General features: G+C 69.3%; 11 protein-coding genes. 2 read left to right on the top strand and 9 right to left on the bottom strand.

What is annotated here, in order from left to right; all coding sequences use genetic code 11:
• Nucleotide 1: 1 nt before the first annotated feature.
• From mmsB to AB6807_RS16825, 5 genes are all read right to left on the bottom strand, one after another.
• Nucleotides 2-1222 (bottom strand): multiple monosaccharide ABC transporter permease, encoded by a 1221-nt coding sequence (gene mmsB / locus AB6807_RS16845; protein WP_371085465.1) that lies wholly within the window; start codon nt 1220-1222, stop codon nt 2-4.
• Nucleotides 1209-2756, bottom strand: a complete 1548-nt coding sequence (gene mmsA / locus AB6807_RS16840) for a multiple monosaccharide ABC transporter ATP-binding protein (RefSeq protein ID WP_371085642.1) — start codon at nt 2754-2756, stop codon at nt 1209-1211. The genes mmsB and mmsA overlap by 14 nt, the downstream gene beginning before the upstream one ends.
• 29 nt (nt 2757-2785) lie before the next feature.
• Nucleotides 2786-3856: a multiple monosaccharide ABC transporter substrate-binding protein gene (gene chvE / locus AB6807_RS16835; protein WP_371085464.1), complete on the bottom strand. Its 1071-nt coding sequence runs from the start codon at nt 3854-3856 to the stop codon at nt 2786-2788.
• A 12-nt stretch (nt 3857-3868) separates the two neighbouring features.
• A complete protein-coding gene (locus AB6807_RS16830) occupies nt 3869-4834 on the bottom strand; it encodes an ABC transporter substrate-binding protein (protein ID WP_116912329.1) in 966 nt (321 codons plus the stop codon).
• Nucleotides 4835-4906: 72 nt separating this feature from the next.
• Nucleotides 4907-6361 carry an aldehyde dehydrogenase family protein gene (locus AB6807_RS16825; protein WP_286513566.1) on the bottom strand — a complete coding sequence of 485 codons (1455 nt, stop codon included), beginning with the start codon at nt 6359-6361 and terminating at the stop codon, nt 4907-4909.
• 143 nt (nt 6362-6504) lie between these two features.
• Between AB6807_RS16825 and AB6807_RS16820 the strand changes: the two genes are divergently transcribed.
• Nucleotides 6505-7464: a LysR family transcriptional regulator gene (locus AB6807_RS16820; RefSeq protein WP_116912331.1), complete on the top strand. Its 960-nt coding sequence runs from the start codon at nt 6505-6507 to the stop codon at nt 7462-7464.
• An 84-nt stretch (nt 7465-7548) separates the two neighbouring features.
• Here AB6807_RS16820 and AB6807_RS16815 read toward each other — a convergent pair whose 3' ends face one another.
• Nucleotides 7549-8352, bottom strand: a complete 804-nt coding sequence (locus AB6807_RS16815; protein WP_371085463.1) for an SDR family NAD(P)-dependent oxidoreductase — start codon at nt 8350-8352, stop codon at nt 7549-7551.
• Between the two features lie 128 nt (nt 8353-8480).
• On the opposite strand from AB6807_RS16815, the gene AB6807_RS16810 reads away from it, so the two are divergent.
• Nucleotides 8481-9404, top strand: coding sequence for an SMP-30/gluconolactonase/LRE family protein (locus AB6807_RS16810; protein ID WP_116912333.1), 924 nt, complete (start codon nt 8481-8483; stop codon nt 9402-9404).
• A 22-nt stretch (nt 9405-9426) separates the two neighbouring features.
• On the opposite strand, the gene AB6807_RS16805 is transcribed toward AB6807_RS16810, so the two are convergent.
• From AB6807_RS16805 to AB6807_RS16795, 3 genes are all read right to left on the bottom strand, one after another.
• A complete protein-coding gene (locus tag AB6807_RS16805) occupies nt 9427-10512 on the bottom strand; it encodes an aldose epimerase family protein (RefSeq protein ID WP_371085462.1) in 1086 nt (361 codons plus the stop codon).
• 71 nt (nt 10513-10583) lie between these two features.
• Nucleotides 10584-11585, bottom strand: coding sequence for an alpha/beta hydrolase family protein (locus tag AB6807_RS16800; RefSeq protein WP_371085461.1), 1002 nt, complete (start codon nt 11583-11585; stop codon nt 10584-10586).
• Nucleotides 11536-16407 (bottom strand): CapA family protein, encoded by a 4872-nt coding sequence (locus tag AB6807_RS16795; protein ID WP_371085460.1) that lies wholly within the window; start codon nt 16405-16407, stop codon nt 11536-11538. Before AB6807_RS16795 ends, AB6807_RS16800 begins: the two co-directional genes overlap by 50 nt.
• Between the last annotated feature and the right edge of the window lie 38 nt (nt 16408-16445).

The raw sequence follows: 16445 nt of genomic DNA, 5'->3' as shown, positions 1-16445 counted from the left end.
CTCACTTGTTCTTGTTGTAGACGTCGATGAACACCGCCGCCAGCAGCACCAGGCCCTTGATGACCTGCTGGTAGTCGATGCCGATGCCCAATATCGACATGCCGTTGTTCATCACGCCCATGATGAAGGCACCGATGACCGCGCCCATCACGCGGCCCACGCCGCCCGAGGCCGAGGCGCCGCCGATGAAGCAGGCCGCGATCACGTCGAGCTCGAAACCCAGGCCCGCCTTGGGCGTGGCCGTGTTCAGCCGCGCCGCGAACACCAGCCCGGCCAGCGCCGCGAGCGCGCCCATGTTCACGAAGGTGAGAAAGGCCAGGCGCTGCGTCTTCACGCCCGACAGCCGGGCCGCCTTCTCGTTGCCGCCCAGCGCGTAGATGCGCCGGCCCAGCGTGGTGCGGTTGGTGACGAAGTCGTACACCACGATCAGCACCGCCATCACGATGAGCACGTTGGGCAGGCCCTTGTAGGTCGACAGCAGGTAGCTGAAGAACAGGATGATGGCCGCGAAGCACAGGTTCTTCACCAGGAAGAAGGCGTAGGGCTCCTGCTCCATGCCGTGCGCCGCCAGCCGGGCGCGCCCGCGCAGCTTGAAGAACACCAGCGCGAAGGCCGCCAGCGCGCCGACCACCAGTGAGGTGGTGCGCAAGGCGCCGCCCCCCAGTGGATCGGGAATGAAGCCCGAGCTCAGCCGCTGGAACGCCTCGGGAAACGGCCCCACCGACTGCCCCGCGAGCAAGGCCAGCGTGAGCCCCTTGAACACCAGCATGCCCGCCAGCGTGACGATGAACGACGGGATCTTGCGAAACGCCACGAACCAGCCCTGCGCCGCGCCGATGAGCGCGCCCGCCGCGATGCTCACGAGGGCGGTGGGCACGAAGTGCCACTCGTACTCCACCATCAGCACCGCCGCCAGCGCGCCGATGAAGCCGCACACCGAGCCCACCGACAGGTCGATGTGCCCCGCCACGATCACCAGCAGCATGCCCAGCGCCATGATGACCACGTAGCTGTTCTGCAGCAGCAGGTTGGTGAGGTTGAGCGGGCGCAGCAAGGTGCCGTCGGTCAGCACCTGGAACAGCACCATGATCGCGACCAGCGAGATCAGCATGCCGTACTCGCGCAGGTTGTTCTTCAGGAAGCCGGCATGCAGCTTCGGCCCGTCGGCCAGGGGCATGGCGGGCTTCGCGGCATTCACCGCATTCGCTTCAGGCTGCGACATGGACCGAGCTCCCCGCGCTCACGATGGCGTGCATGATGCGTTCCTGCGAGGCCTCGGCCGCCGTGAACTCGGCCACGAAGCGCCCCTCGTTCATCACGTAGATGCGGTCGCACATGCCGAGCAGTTCCGGCAGTTCCGAAGAGATCATGAGAATGCCTTTGCCCTCGCTCGCGAGCTGGTCGATGATGGTGTAGATCTCGTACTTGGCGCCCACGTCGATGCCGCGCGTGGGCTCGTCGAGCATCAGCAGCTCGGGCTTCGTGAAGAGCCACTTGCTCAGCACCACCTTCTGCTGGTTGCCGCCCGACAGGTTCACCACCAGCTGCTCGACGCCCGAGCAGCGGATGTTCAGCGCCTTGCGGTAGTCGTTGGCCACCTTGAATTCGCGCCCGGTGTCGATCACCGCGCCCTGCGAAACCGCGTCGAGGTTCGCCAGGCTGATGTTCTTGCGGATGTCTTCCTCCAGCACCAGCCCCAGGCCCTTGCGGTCTTCGGTGACGTAGGCGATGCCGTGGTCGATGGCCTTGCGCACCGTGCCTACGTCCACCGGCTTGCCGTGCATCAGCACCTGGCCGCTGATGCGCTGGCCGTACGACCTGCCGAACACGCTCATCGCCAGCTCGGTGCGGCCCGCGCCCATGAGGCCGGCGATGCCCACGATCTCGCCCTGGCGCACGTGCAGGCTCACGCCCTTGATCTGCTCGCGGTCGGCGTGCAGCGCGTGGTGCACGCGCCAGTCGCGCACCTCGAGCACCGTTGCTCCGATCTTCGGCGTGCGCTGCGGGTAGCGGTGTTCCATGTCGCGGCCCACCATGCCGCGGATGATGCGGTCCTCGCTGATGGGCTGCGTGCGGCAGTCGATGGTTTCCACGGTGGCGCCGTCGCGCAGCACCGTCACCGCGTCGGCCACCTTGGCGATCTCGTTGAGCTTGTGCGAGATGAGGATCGACGCGATGCCCTGGCGCTTGAGCGCCAGCAGCAGCTCCAGCAGCGCGTCGCTGTCCTTTTCGTTCAGGCTGGCGGTGGGCTCGTCGAGGATCAGCAGCTTCACCTCCTTCGCCAGCGCCTTGGCAATTTCGACCAGCTGCTGCTTGCCCACGCCCAGGTCGGTCACCAGCGTGGTGGCCGGCTCCTTCAGGCCCACCTTGGCCAGCAGCTCGCGCGTTTTCGCGTACGCGGCGAACCAGTCGATCACGCCGCCGCGGGCCATCTCGTTGCCCAGGAAGATGTTCTCTGCAATCGACAGCAGCGGCACCAGCGCCAGCTCCTGGTGGATGATGATGATGCCGAGCTTCTCGCTGTCGGCAATGCCCTTGAAGCGGCGCTCCTCGCCCTCGAAATGCACGGCGCCGGTGTACGAGTCGCACGGGTACACGCCGCTCAGCACCTTCATGAGCGTCGACTTGCCCGCGCCGTTCTCGCCCACCACCGCGTGGATCTCGCCCGCGCGCACCGCCAGGTTGACGTTGCTCAGCGCCTTCACGCCGGGAAACGTCTTGGTGATGCCACGCATCTCGAGGATGGTGCCGCGCATCTCGCGGGTGGTGCGTTCGCCTTCGTGGCTCACTTGATCTGGCTTTCCTTGTAGTAGCCGCTGTCGACCAGCACCGTCTTCCAGTTCGACGCGTCCACGCTCACCGGCTTCAGCAGGTACGAGGGCACCACCTTGAGGCCGTTGTTGTAGGTCTTGGTGTCGTTCACCTCGGGCGTCTTGCCCGAGAGCATCGCGTCGACCATGGCCACCGTCACCTTGGCGAGCTCGCGCGTGTCCTTGAACACGGTCGAGGTCTGCTCCTTGCGCAGGATGGACTTCACCGAAGGCACCTCCGCGTCCTGCCCCGACACGATGGGCATCGGCTGCGAACCCGAGCCGTAGCCCACGCCCTTCAGCGACGAGAGAATGCCGATGGAAAGCCCGTCGTACGGCGACAGCACCGCGTCCACGCGGTCCTTGGTGTAGTAGGCCGACAGCAGGTTGTCCATGCGCGCCTGCGCCACCGCGCCGTCCCAGCGCAGCGTGCCGACCTTGTCCATGCCCATCTGCTTGCTGCGCACCACCAGCTTGCCGCTGTCGATGTAGGGCTTGAGCACCGAGAGCGCGCCGTTGTAGAAGAAGAAGGCGTTGTTGTCGTCGGGCGAGCCGCCGAACAGCTCGATGTTGAAAGGCCCCTTGCCGCCCTTCAGGTCGAGCGCCTTCTCTATCGACTGCGCCTGCAGCACGCCCACCTGGAAGTTGTCGAAGGTGGCGTAGTAGTCGACGTTCTTCGAGCCCTTGATGAGCCGGTCGTACGCGATCACCTTCACGCCCTTGTCGGCGGCCTTCTGCAGCACGTCGGACAAGGTGGTGCCGTCGATGGCCGCGATGACCAGCACCTTCGAGCCCTTGGTCACCATGTTCTCGATCTGCGCGAGCTGGTTGGGAATGTCGTCGTCCGCGTACTGCAGGTCGGTCTTGTAGCCCTTGTCCTTGAAGTACTTCTGCATGTTGGCGCCGTCGGCGATCCAGCGCGCCGACGACTTGGTGGGCATCGAGATGGCGATCAGGCCCTTGTCCTGGGCGTTGGCCATCGGCGTGAAGCCGACGACGGCCAGCGCCATGCCCGCGAGCGTGGCCTTGAGAAAGTGGCGTTTCATGTCCGTGCTTCCTCAGTACTTGCGGTTCGGAAACTCTTTGGCCGCGACTTCCATCGGGAAGATGCTTTCCACGGTCACGATGCGCTTGGGCAGCGTCTTGCCGTCCTTGATGTCCTTCACCGCCTGCATCAGCTGCGGCCCGAGCAGCGGGCTGCATTCGACCGACACGTTCAGCTTGCCGGCGATCATGGCCTCGAAGGCGCCCTTCACCCCATCGATGGAGATGATGGTGATGTCCTTGGCCGGCTTCAGGCCCGCTTCCTCGATGGCCTGGATCGCGCCGATGGCCATGTCGTCGTTGTGCGCGTAGAGCACGTTGATCTTCTTGCCGTCGGCCTTTAGGAAGGCTTCCATCACCTCCTTGCCCTTGGCGCGCGTGAAGTCGCCGGTCTGCGAGCGGATGATCTTGAACTTGGGGTCGGCCTTGATGATTTCCTCGAAGCCCTTCTTGCGGTCGATGGCCGGCGCCGAGCCCACGGTGCCCTGCAGCTCGACGATGTTCACGTCGCCCTTCTGGTCCTTCATCTTCTCCACCAGCCAGCGGCCGGCCTTGCGGCCCTCTTCGATGAAGTCGGAGCCCATGAAGGTCACGTAGAGCGTGTCGTCCTTGGTGTTGACGGAACGGTCGGTCAGCACCACCGGGATCTTCGCGGCCTTGGCCTCGCGCAGCACGGTTTCCCAGCCCGACTCGACCACCGGCGAGAACGCGATCACGTCCACCTTCTGCGCGATGTACGAGCGAATGGCCTTGATCTGGTTTTCCTGCTTCTGCTGCGCGTCGGAGAACTTCAGCTCGATGCCGGCGTCCTTCGCGGACGACTTGATCGACTCGGTGTTGGCGGTGCGCCATTCGCTCTCGGCGCCCACCTGCGCGAAGCCCAGCACGAGCTTCTTCTGCGCGAAGACGGACACGGGCAGCATGCTGCCCAGGGCTGCGGCGGCGAGCGCGGTGTTCAGGGTGCGGCGATTCATGGTCATGGGATGTCTCCTTCTTGATGTCTCGAGGACTTTGCTGTTGGCTGTTGGTGTGGTGAACGAAACCCCGTCCGGTCAGGCCAGCATGTAGCCGGTCTTCACCGTCGTGTAGAACTCCGCGGCGTGGCGCCCTTGTTCGCGCGGCCCGTAGCCCGACCCCTTGCGGCCGCCGAAGGGCACGTGAAAGTCCACCCCCGCGGTCGGCAGATTGACCATCGTCATGCCGACCACGGCATGGCGCCTGAAATGCATGGCGTGCTTCAGCGAGTTGGTGCAGATGCCCGCGCACAGGCCGAAGGGCGTGTCGTTGCACAGGGCCAGCGCCTCGTCGTAGTCGGCGGCGCGCAGCACGCAGGCCAGCGGCCCGAAGATTTCCTCGCGCGCGATGCGGTGCGCGGGCCTGGCCAGGAACAGCGCGGGGCTCATGTAGTGGCCGGCGGTGGCGCGCTGCAGCGCCTCGCCGCCCCACACGTGCTCGGCGCCCTCTTCGCGCGCAATGCCCACCCAGGCCAGGTTCTGCGCCAGGCGCTCCTCGTCGGCCACCGGGCCGATGTCGACGCCGCGCTCCAGCGCGTGGCCGATCTTCAAGTCTTTCAGGCGCTGGCGCAGCTTCGCGACGAAGGCGTCGTGCACCGGCGCCTCCACGATCAGCCGGCTCGACGCCGTGCAGCGCTGGCCCGCGGAAAAGTAGGCGCCCTGCACCGCGCAGTCGACCGCGCGGTCGAGGTCGGCATCGGCCAGCACCACCAGCGCGTTCTTGCCGCCGGTTTCCAGCTGCACCTTGGCGCGCCGCGTGGCCGCCGCCTGCAGCACGCGCTCGCCGTTGGCGGCCGAGCCGGTGAAGCTCAGCGCATCGACCAGCGGGCTGTCGACCAGCGCCTGCCCCACCTCGCGGCCGCTGCCCATCACGAGGTTGAAGGCGCCGGCCGGCAAGGCCGCGCGGCTGATGATCTCGGCCAGCGCCCAGCCGCAGGCCGGCACCAGCTCCGCGGGCTTGAACACCACGCTGTTGCCGTGCGCCAGCGCGGGCGCGATCTTCCACGCGGGAATGACGAAGGGCGAGTTCCACGGCGTGATGAGCCCGACCACGCCCACCGGCTCGCGCGTGACATCGACCTGCACGCCCGCGCGCACCGAGGCCACGTTCTCGCCGCCGCCCCCGCGCAGGGCTTCACCCGCGAAGAACTTGAAGACCTGGCCGGCACGCGCCACCTCCGCCACCGCCTCGGGCAGCGTCTTGCCCTCTTCACGCGCCAGCAGCAGGCCCAGGTCGTCCTTGCGGGCGAGCAGCTCGGCGCCGATGCGGTCGAGCACGTCGGCGCGGCGCTGCGGCGTGCTGTGGCTCCAATGGGGAAAGGCCTCGGTGGCCGCGCGAATGGCGAGTTCGGCCTGGCGGCGGTCCGCACGTGCGTACTCGGCCACCACTTCGGTGGTGTCCGAGGGGTTGGCGCTCATCCCCGTGGTCGCGCTGGTTTCCCAGCGGCCGTTGATGTACTGCCGCACGTTCTGATGGATCTCGCCGTGAATCACCGTGGCGTGGACCTTGTCTCTGTTGTTCTGGATGTGCGGCCAGTCTAGGAACAGAATTGATATCGATCCAATCGTTTTTTACGCAAAATGCATATCAATCGCCGGATTCTGGAAAACCCGGTCAGACCTTCGTTTCCACAGAAATGACCAACTACAACCACTGGTTCATCCGCGCCCGGCTGAAGACCCGGCAACTGCTCCTGCTGGTGGCGCTCGCCGAGGAAGGCAACATCCACCGCGCCGCGCAGGTGCTCAACATGACGCAGCCCGCGGCCTCCAAGCTGCTGAAGGACCTGGAAGACGTGCTGGAGGTGCCGCTGTTCGAGCGCCTGCCGCGCGGCATGCGCCCCACCTGGTATGGCGAGACCATGATCCGTCACGCCCGCGTGGCGCTCGCCAGCCTCAACCAGGCGCACGACGAGCTCACCGCGCTGAAGGCCGGGCGCTTCGGCCATGTGAGCGTGGGCGCCATCACCGCGCCCGGCCTCACGCTGATGCCGCCGGCCGTGGCCATGGTCAAGCGCGAGCAGCCCGACCTGCGCGTGTCGCTGGAGATAGAGACCAGCCCCGTGCTCATCGAGCGGCTCGAGCAGGGCAAGCTCGACATCCTGGTGGCGCGGCTGTTCGCCGAGCACGACAAGTCGCAGCTGCGCTACGAGGCGCTCACCGAGGAGCCCGTGTGCGCGCTGGTGCGCCCCGGCCATCCGCTGCTGGGCGTGAGCGGCCTCACCCTGCGCGACGTGGTGAGCGCCGGCTGGATCGTGCCGCCCGCGGGCAGCGTGCTGCGCCACCGCTTCGAGCTGATGTTCCAGGAAGAAGGGCTGGCGCCGCCGACCAACACCATCGAGAGCTCGGCCCTGCTCTTCATCACGCGCATGCTGCAGCAGAGCGACATGGTGGCCGTGCTGGCGACCGACGTGGCGCGCTACTACGCATCGCACGGCATCGTGTCGCTGCTGCCGCTGGACATGCCCTGCCACATGGACGCCTTCGGCATCATCACGCGCACGGACCGACTGCTGTCGCCGGCGGCGAAGGTGATGATGAAGGCGTTGAAGACGGCGAGCGTGAGCGTGTACGGGCGCAAGCTGGAGCTGGACTGACCCTGTCTTTGCGTACCTTGCGCACCTTGCGCACTTCGCGCAATTTGTGTCGCTTCGCTCACCCCCTTGCGGGGGGCAACGCCGTCAGGTCCACCCGGCATCCACCGTGAACTCCTGCGCCGTGCACATCTTCGCGTCGTCCGACGCCAGGAACAGCACCATGCGCGCGATGTCTTCCGGCATCAGCTTGTCGGGCAGGCACTGGTTGCGCTGCAGCGACTTCTCGCCTTCCTCGTCGAGCCAGAGCGCAACCTGCCGCTCCGTCATCACCCAGCCGGGCGACACGGTGTTGATGCGGATGCGGTCGCGGCCCAGCTCTACCGCCAGCCCGCGCGTGAGCCCGTTGACCGACGACTTGGCGATCGCATAGCAAGGGTAGCCCGAGCCCTTGGTCTGCCAGCCCGTGGAGCCCAGGTTGACCACCGAGCCGAAGCCCAGGCGCTTCATGCCCGGCACCACCGACTGGATGGCGAACAGCGCCGGTCGCTCGTTGATGGCCATGCGGTTGTCGTAGTACGCGGGCGTGACCGACTCGAGCGTGTGGCGGTCGTCGCTCGCCACGTTGTTGACCAGCACAGCGAAGTCGCCGAGTTCGGCCGCCGCGTCGGCCACGGCCTGCTGCAGCGCGGCGATGTCGCGCACGTCGCAGGCGCGCCACCAGGGCGCGGCGTGGCCGGCCTCGGTGATCTGCGTCGACAGTGCCGCGCTGGCCGCTTCGGCAATGTCGACGAAGGCCACGCGCGCGCCCTGCGCGGCGAAGGCGCCGACGATGGCCGCGCCGATGCCGCTGCCGCCGCCGGTGACGAACACGGTGCGGCCCTTCAAGCTGGGGTAGACGGAAAGCTGCGGAGTGGAAAGCTGAGGAGTGGAAAGCTGGGGGGAGTTCAAGAAAAAGTCTCCAGGTGCGCATGTCATGACATTGCAAAACGCATATCGATCGATGCCAGTATTTTTGATTTCGGTTATCAATATGCCTTGATACGATCCGCCGCGTCAAGGAGACAAAGGAAGAACAAATGAACAAGCAAGAGACAAACACCCCCACCGTGCTCGGCGCGCCCGAATGCATCTGGCCCGCGGCCGCCAACCTCGGCGAGGGCACGCTGTGGTCGGTGCGCGAGCAGGCGCTGTACTGGATCGACATCCTCACGCCGCGCCTGTTCCGCCACGACCCGGCCACCGGCGCGCAACGCAGCTGGCACTTCGACGAAGAAATCACCGCCATCGCCGAGCGCGCCTCGGCACCGGGCCTGTTCATCACGCTGCGCCGCGGCTTCGCGCTGTTCGACACCACCGCGCCGGGCGACGAAGCGAAGCCGCGCTACCTGCACCAGCCCGAGACCGAGCGCACCGGCAACCGCTTCAACGACGGCAAGTGCGACAGCCGCGGCCGCTTCTGGGCCGGCAGCATGGACTTCGACTGCAAGGCGCCCACCGGCGCGCTGTACCGCTACGACGCCGACGGCCGCTGCACGCGGCACGACGACGGCTTCGAGGTGACCAACGGGCCGACGTGGTCGGGCGACGGCCGCACCATGTACTTCAACAACACGGTGCTCAACAGGCTCTACGCCTACGACTTCGACATGGAAGCGGGCACGGTCGCCAACCGCCGCACGTGGCACCGCTTTCCCAAGGGCGACGGCCTGCCCGACGGCATGACCACCGACGCCGCCGGCCGCCTGTGGATCGCGCACTGGGACGGCGCCTGCGTCACCTGCCACGACCCCGTGAGCGCGCAGGAGCTGTGCCGCATCGACCTGCCGGCCAGCAACGTGACCGACTGCGCCTTCGGCGACGCCGACCTGCGCACGCTGTACATCACGACCGCGCGCAACGGCCGCACCGACGCGCAACTGCAGGAAGAGCCGCTGGCCGGTGGGCTCTTCAAGGTGCGCATCGACAGCCCGGGCGTGCCCGCGCCGCTGTTCGCGGGCTAGCCAGCCGCGCGGTTTTCAAGCCTCAGCCGAGGATGCCGAAGCGGTGCTCCGTCGCGCTGTGAAAGCGCTCCCCCGGGCGCAGCACCGTCGACGGAAAGGCCGGCTGGTTGGGCGAATCGGGGAAGTGCTGCGTTTCCAGGCACAGCCCGTCGCCCTGCCGCAGGCTGGCGCCCGCGCTGCCGAACAGGCTGCCGTCGAGGAAGTTGCCCGAATAGAACTGCACGCCGGGCTCGCTGGTGTGCACCTCCATCACGCGGCCGGTGGCCTCGTGCTCGAGCCGTGCCGCCAGCGCGAGGCCGTCGCGCTCTTGCGCGCGGTCGAGCACCCAGTTGTGGTCGTAGCCGTGCGCGCGCAGCAGCTGCGCATGCCCCTGGCGCACGCGCTCGCCGATGCGCGTCGGCTCGCGAAAGTCGAAGGGCGTGCCCGCCACGTCGGCCAGCCCGAGCGGAATGAGCGTGTCGTCCACCGGGCAGTAGCGGCTGGCCGGCAGCGTGAGCCGGTGGTCCATCACCGAGCCGCCGCCGGCCAGGTTGAAGTAGTCGTGGTGGCTGAGGTTGAGCACCGTGGGCTTGTCGGTGACGGCGCTGTAGTCGATGCGCCAGGTGTCGGCCTGCGCAGCCAGCGTGTAGCGCACGGTGAGCTGCAGCTCGCCGGGGTAGCCCTCTTCGCCGTCGGCGCTGGTGTAGCGCAGCTCGATGGCCACGTCGCCGCCCGACGCCTGCGCTGACGACGGGGCGATTTCCCTGATGTCCCAGTAGCGCTTGCCGAAACCGGTCGCGCCGCCATGCAGCGAGTTCGGCCCGTTGTTCAGCCCCAGCTGGTGCGTGGTGCCGTCGAGCGTGAAGCGCCCCGCGGCGATGCGGTTGGCGTGGCGCCCCACGATGCTGCCCAGGTGCGGATGGGGTGCGAGGTACTCGGCCAGCGTCGGCAGGCCCAGCACCACGTTCGCGGACTGCCCGTGGCGGTCGGGCACGCGCAGCGCGGTGACGATGCCGCCGAGGTTCATGGCGCTTAGGCTCAGGCCGCGGCCGTTGTCCAGGGTGTACTCGGTGACGAGGCGGCCGTCGGGCATGTGGCCGAGCTTGCGCGAAGTGATGCTGCTGCTCATGGGGTTCCTGTGAAAGAGGTCTGCGGCTGCTGGGGCTGTAGGGACTGTGAAAAGCGCGACTGTGAAAAGCGCTACTGCAACATCGCCTCGCGCGCGCACTGCGAGGCCGTGAGCAGCGCCACGCGGTCCGTGAGGTCGTGGTACTCGGGCGGCTCGGCCGCGTGCGTGCGCAGCTCGGCGCGGTGGCCGGCCTTGGCCAGCGCATCGGCGAAGCGCTGTTGCAGCGCGAAAGGCGTGTTGTGGTCTTCGCGGTTGCCGATCAGCACGATGCGCCGCGCCGGGTCGCGCACCACGCCGCCCACATGGTCCAGCGGGTCGTAGAACTGGGTGCTGCCGGTGGTGTCGGTGCGCCCGCCGTTCGAGCGGCCCAGCAGCTTCGCGCGCTCCAGCAGCCCGTAGGCGCCCGAGGTGAGCACCGCGCAGGCCACGCGCGTGCGCCCCAGCGTGAGCAGCGCGGCACCCGCGGTGGCGCCGCCGCTGTGGCCGACGATGATCAGGCGCTGCAGCCGGTGGCGCTGCATGAGCGCGTCGAGCGCGGCGTCCAGCGCATGGAACTCCACCAGCTGCCGGCGCTTGCGGTGGTCGCCCGACGAGCCGTAGGTGCCCGGGCGCGCCACGAACACCCAGGGCACGCCGGCGCGGTCGCGGCTGCGTTGCGCGTCCAGCGTGCGCAGCGCCTCGGTGTTGCCGGGAATGCGCTCGGGCGCCTGGTCCATCACGCCGTCACGGTCGCCCGAGAACTGCACGATGGCCAGGCGCGCGCCGTCGAGGTCGGCGCTCGCGAAGTAGCGGATGCAGGCCGGCCCTTCCACCGGCTGCACCCACAGGAAGCCGGGACGATCGGGGCAGCTCGCGCGGTCGGCGGGCTGGTTCCAGTGCAGCACCTGCTCGTTGCCGGCGGCGAGCGCGCGCGGCACGTCGGGGCCGGTGCGCTGCGCGCAGGCGGCCTGCACCAGCGCCAGCAGCACGAGGGCGCCGCGCGCATGCCGCCGCACCAATGCCACCGCGCTCACAGGCCCGCCCTCATAGCCGCTGCAGCAGGCCGGGAATGTGGCCGAAGTCGGAGCGGTCACGGTCGCCCTTCACCAGCACCAGGTCGCCGCTGCGCAGGAAGCCGCCGAGGTAGTGCGCGAGCTGCGCGGCGTCGTCGAAGTGCGGGCCCAGCAGCGCGCTGGGCACCTCCTCGCGCAGCCAGCGCATCTCGGGGCCGTGCGTGACCAGGTGCGCGATGCCCGAGGCCAGCAGCGGCGCGGCCAGGCTGCGGTGCATGGCCTCGGCGTCGTCGTCGAGGTTGACGATGCGCCCCAGCACGCCGATCTTGCGCACCACCGGCCCGTGCTGCGCGCGCTCGCAGGTGCGCACGAACTCCATGGCGTTGCGCATGGACATGACCTCGGCGTTCCAGCTGTCGTCGATCAGCGTGGCCTCCACGCCGGCCTGCGTGCGCAGCGCGTGCACCTGCATCACCGAGGCCGGCAGGCGCACCCGCGGCATGCGCGCGCAGGCGGCCTCGGCGTCGAAGCCCATGGCCACCAGCGCGGCGAAGGCCAGCGTCGAGTTGCGCACCAGACCCGCGCTGTCGACCGGAAACAGGTACGTGTGCGTGCGCCCCGCCACCGCGATGCGCACGCGGCAGCCGCCGCCGGGCTCGCTGGCGGTGTCGACCACGCGCACGTCCGCACCCGGCCCGGAGCCCACCACCCAGATGGCGCCGGCCGTGCGGGCGGCGGCGCGCAGCACCTGCGGCAGGCAGGCGATGTGCTCGGGCACGATGGCCACGCCGCCGGGCTCCAGCCCCAGGAAGATGCGCGACTTGTACTTGGCCGTGAGTTCCAGCGTGGAGGCCTGCCGGGTCTGCGACAGCCCGATCTCGGTGATGAGCGCCACGTGCGGGCGCGCCACCAGCGAGATGGGCCCGCGGTCCATCCACAGGCCGCTTTGCGCCATCTCGAGGATGCACACGTCGGCGTCGGGCGCGAGGTTGGCCAGCATGGCCGGCACGCCCACGCGCGAGTTGTAGTTGTCGATGGTGGTGTGCACGCGCGCGCGCTCGGGCAGCAGGTCGCGCAGCATGGCGATGGTGGACGACTTGCCCACCGTGCCCGTCACGCCCACCACGAAGCCCCGGTAGCGCTCGCGCGCGGCGGCGCCCAGCGCCAGCATCGCGGCGATGGGGTCGGCCACCTGCAGCAGCGGAAAGCCCGCGTCCAGCCCCTCGACCGGGTGCGCGACCACCGCGCCGGCCAGCGCGCCCTGCAGCGCGGGCAGCTCCCGGTGGCGGTCCCAGTTGTCGGGGCGCGGCTTGCTGTAGTTCTCGTGCGCGGCCAGCGTGCGGAAGTCCGAGGCGATGAACAGCGCCGGCTTCGGCAGCAGGCCCATGTGCGTCGGCCCGCGCACCACGGCATTGGCGAACCAGCCCGGCGGCGGTGCCACCAGCCACTTGCCACCGGTGACCTGCTGCAGCTGCGCGGCGGTCCACACCGGTTCGGGCGCCGGGCCCGCACCGGGCCGGTCGACGGCCAGCACCGGCGCGCCGCGCTGCGGCAAGGGTGTAGGCAGCGCCGGCACGCGCAGGCCGCACCACAGCGCGAGGCGGCGCGGGGGTGGCTCGGCCGTGTCCGGCGCACCGCCGCGCACGCGCACTTCGAGTTGCAGCACGTCGCTGGTCATCAGGCCGGCGCGCGGCGGGCGCAGGCCGTAGCGGTCGCGGTAGATGCGGCCCGGCGCCCAGCGCGTGGTGGGCCACATCCAGTCGCAGGGGTCGTGGTCCATGCTCGCGCCCCAGGCCGGCATGCGGGTGCTGCGCATCGGCAGCGCGCGGAACTGCACGCGCAGGTCGTGCGCGACGGGTTCGTCGGCGGTCCAGAACGACTCGACCCACAGCAGCTGGCGCCCGGCGATCTGCTGCGGCGCGCAGCGCAGGCCCACCAGCCGCAGCGGGCCCAGTTGCAGCGGCGCGATGCGCGCGTCTTCGGGCACCGCATCGACCATCCACTCGGGACGCGGCGCGCGCACCGGGCCGACAGCGGGAGCAATGCGCGAGGTCGGCGCAGCCCGCGTACCGCGCATGCGAGGCGCAACACGCCCCGGCAGCGGCCCCGTCGGCAGCTCAGGGGGTGAGAGCTTCAGCACGCAGCGCCCGTCCGGCAGCGGCGTCATCTCGGTGCCTAGCGCGCGGCATTGCGCGGCAAAGCGCCCGCTGAGCGCCGCCGCGTCGTCACCTTCGCGCTGCCGCGAAAAACCGAAGCCCACGCCGATGGGCGTGAACAGCACCTCTTGCACGCCGCGCACACCCAGCGTGAGCGTGAACACGCCCGAGTCGCCGAGGTCGTCGCGCACCGCGTCGAACAGCAGGTCGCCCGCGTCGTGCAGGATGGGCCGGTCGCGGTAGACCTCGATGCCCTGCAGCACGTGCGCCGAGGTGCCGAGCACGGCATCGGCGCCCGCATCGACGATGGCGTGGCCGACCGCGATTTCGGCCTGCGAGGGTTCCGTTTCCAGGTTGTCGCCCCAGTGCACCGCCACCAGCACCACGTCGGCCTCGCGGCGCGCGGCCTCGATGCGCGGCGCCAGCGTGGCGCGCCATGCGGCCGGGTCGTCCAGCGGCAGCCAGGCCGTGCCCGGGCGCTCGGCGCTGGCCGCGAAGCGCGGCTGCGTGGCGTCGAGCGAGAACAGCGCCACGCGCACGCCGCCTGCGCGAGCGAAGGCCGGGCGCAGCGCGGCCTCCCGCGTGGCGCCGCTGCCCGCGTGCGCGATGCCGGCCGCGTCGAGCAGGCCCTGCTGCTCCATGAGCGCGCCGGGGCCGTAGTCGCCACTGTGGTTGTTGGCGGTGGCCACCATGCCGATGCCGGCCGCGGTGAGCACGGCCAGCATCTCGGGCCGCGCGCGGTAGTAGTACGGCGCGGTCTCGTCCTTGTCCACGCCCTGCTCGCCGGTGGTGGCGACCACGCATTCGAGGTTGGCGATGCGCAGGTCGGCCTCGCGCAGCGCGGGAATGTCGCAGAGCATCCTGTCGGCGCCGCCCAGCTCGTGCAGCCGGTAGTGCTGGCGGCGCGAGAGGTTGACGTCCCCGCCCCAGGCGACCAGGCCGGTGGTGCGGGCGAGGTCGCTCGCGTGCGCGCTATCGACTCCCTGGGCTTCCTGGGCTTCCCGGCTTTCCTCTTGCTCCTTCAGCATGCGGTGGTACGCCACGTAGCCCGACAGGTAGTGCTCCACGTCGTCGATGCGCACGCGAAACCCGTGGTGCTTGATGAAGAACGAGCCCGCGATGCGCGCCGGGTTGCGAAAGAACATCGCCAGCTCGGGCCAGAAGTGGCCGTTGGCAAGGTAGCGCGCACGGAACTCCAGCGCGCGGTCGAACTTGTCGCGGTCGAGTCCGGCCAGCAGCGGCAGCAGCGCGGGGTCGGCCTCCATGCGCAGCACCATCTCGCGCGCCGCCATCATCAGCTCCAGCAGCGTGGGAAAGGTGGTGACGCGCTCGAGCACGAAGTCGAGGTAGCCCGCCACGTTCTGCAGGCCGAACGCGTAGTAGCGCGTTTCGGGCCGGTAGCGCGTGAGCTCGTTCACGCAGTAGCTCAGCCAGTGGTCGTGCGCGCGCCAGTGCTCAGCGGCGATGAAGTGCTCGAAGGCCTTTTCCACCATCGCGAGCCAGCGCGGGTCGCGCGTGAGGCCGTACAGCCGCATCAGCCCGAACGCCGCCTCGCCGTCGTAGTAGATGACGCGAAACGTGTCCTTCACGTCGAGCGCGGGCGCGTTCAGCACGTGCACGAAGCTGCCGGTCTGCGCGTCCTGCATGTGGCGCATGCCCAGCGCCAGCTGCTCCATGAGCGGTAGGTGCTGCCGGTCGCCGGTGAGCTCGGTGTACTTCACCAGCGCCAGCAGGCACACGGCGTTGCCGCCGAGCTTGATCTCGCTGCCCACGTCCAGCAGGTACGCGGCGCGGGTGCCGTCGGGCAGGTTGGCGGGGCGGATGAGGCTGCGCGTGAGCAGCGCCAGCGAGCGGTCGATGGCGGCCTTGAGCGTGTCGCCAGCCCCATCGCCACCACCCTGCGCCGCGTTGCCCCGCATGAGCTCCCACGCTTCCAGCATCGCGTAGGTCGAGCTCGCGTGCCGCAGCGTGTTGTAGGTCGGAATGGCGCGGTCGAAGCAGGGAAACCAGCCGTAGTGGAACTCGCCGTTGGCCTGCACCTGCGCGGCCAGGTAGGCGCTGGCGTGGTCGACCAGCGCATGGATCTGCGGCGCGTGCCAGTCGCGCAGCTCGTGCAGTTCGCGGTATCCCGCGGCCTGCCCTTCGGCGGTGATCGGCCAGGCGCGCCTGGCGTCGACCCCCTCTACATACACGGCGCGCGTGGTGAAGGTCCACACCGGCGTCGCGTCGTCCTTCGGAAAGTCGATCTCGCGGCCGAAGCGGCGCTTGCTGTGCAGGCGCAGGTTGCCGGTGTTGGGCTCGGCGTGGTCGATGTCGCCGTTGTACAGAATCGCGCCGCCATGCATTTCCTGCGCGAGCAGCGCCACCTCGAACGTCGCGTCCAGCGCGATGCCGAGGTTGAAGTAGTTGCGCCGGCAGTCGGCCAGCTGCCCCTTCAGCGCGCCCCATGTCAGCGGCACGACCTGGTCGACCAGCTCCGCGCGCAGCCGCTGCGGCCACAGCGACGCGCGCTTGACCAGCGCCGCGGCGGCCTCGGCGGCGTTGCGCCAGGCGATGCTCACGTCGGCCCCGCGCCCCGACACCACGCGCGCGCGGCTGCCGTCTTCGCCCAGCGCCAGCAACACCACGCAGCCGGCCGCCTCGGTGGCATGCGGCATCGCGGGCAGCGCCCCGCCCGGTTCGGCCAGGGCTTGCCTGGCGCGGTTCAACAGGTCGTCGAGAGAGGAAGGGCGAGGGTCGAGGTTCATGCAGCCGCGAATGATGACAGCGCACACAGGGCCCTGTC

The organism is Variovorax sp. RCC_210, from assembly GCF_041355175.1.
Taxonomy (GTDB): Bacteria; Pseudomonadota; Gammaproteobacteria; order Burkholderiales; family Burkholderiaceae_C; genus Variovorax.
Note: the sequence above shows the minus strand (reverse complement) of the source record. Positions and strands in the feature narration are given on the sequence as shown.

Excerpts from the sequence above, each read along its gene's own strand:
- AB6807_RS16805 (WP_371085462.1), bottom strand. The coding sequence starts at position 10,512 with ATGAGCAGCAGCATCACTTCGCGCAAGCTCGGCCACATGCCCGACGGC.
- mmsB (WP_371085465.1), bottom strand. The coding sequence starts at position 1,222 with ATGTCGCAGCCTGAAGCGAATGCGGTGAATGCCGCGAAGCCCGCCATG.
- mmsA (WP_371085642.1), bottom strand. The coding sequence starts at position 2,756 with ATGCGCGGCACCATCCTCGAGATGCGTGGCATCACCAAGACGTTTCCC.
- AB6807_RS16830 (WP_116912329.1), bottom strand. The coding sequence starts at position 4,834 with ATGACCATGAATCGCCGCACCCTGAACACCGCGCTCGCCGCCGCAGCC.
- chvE (WP_371085464.1), bottom strand. The coding sequence starts at position 3,856 with ATGAAACGCCACTTTCTCAAGGCCACGCTCGCGGGCATGGCGCTGGCC.
- AB6807_RS16810 (WP_116912333.1), top strand. The coding sequence starts at position 8,481 with ATGAACAAGCAAGAGACAAACACCCCCACCGTGCTCGGCGCGCCCGAA.
- AB6807_RS16820 (WP_116912331.1), top strand. The coding sequence starts at position 6,505 with ATGACCAACTACAACCACTGGTTCATCCGCGCCCGGCTGAAGACCCGG.
- AB6807_RS16795 (WP_371085460.1), bottom strand. The coding sequence starts at position 16,407 with ATGAACCTCGACCCTCGCCCTTCCTCTCTCGACGACCTGTTGAACCGC.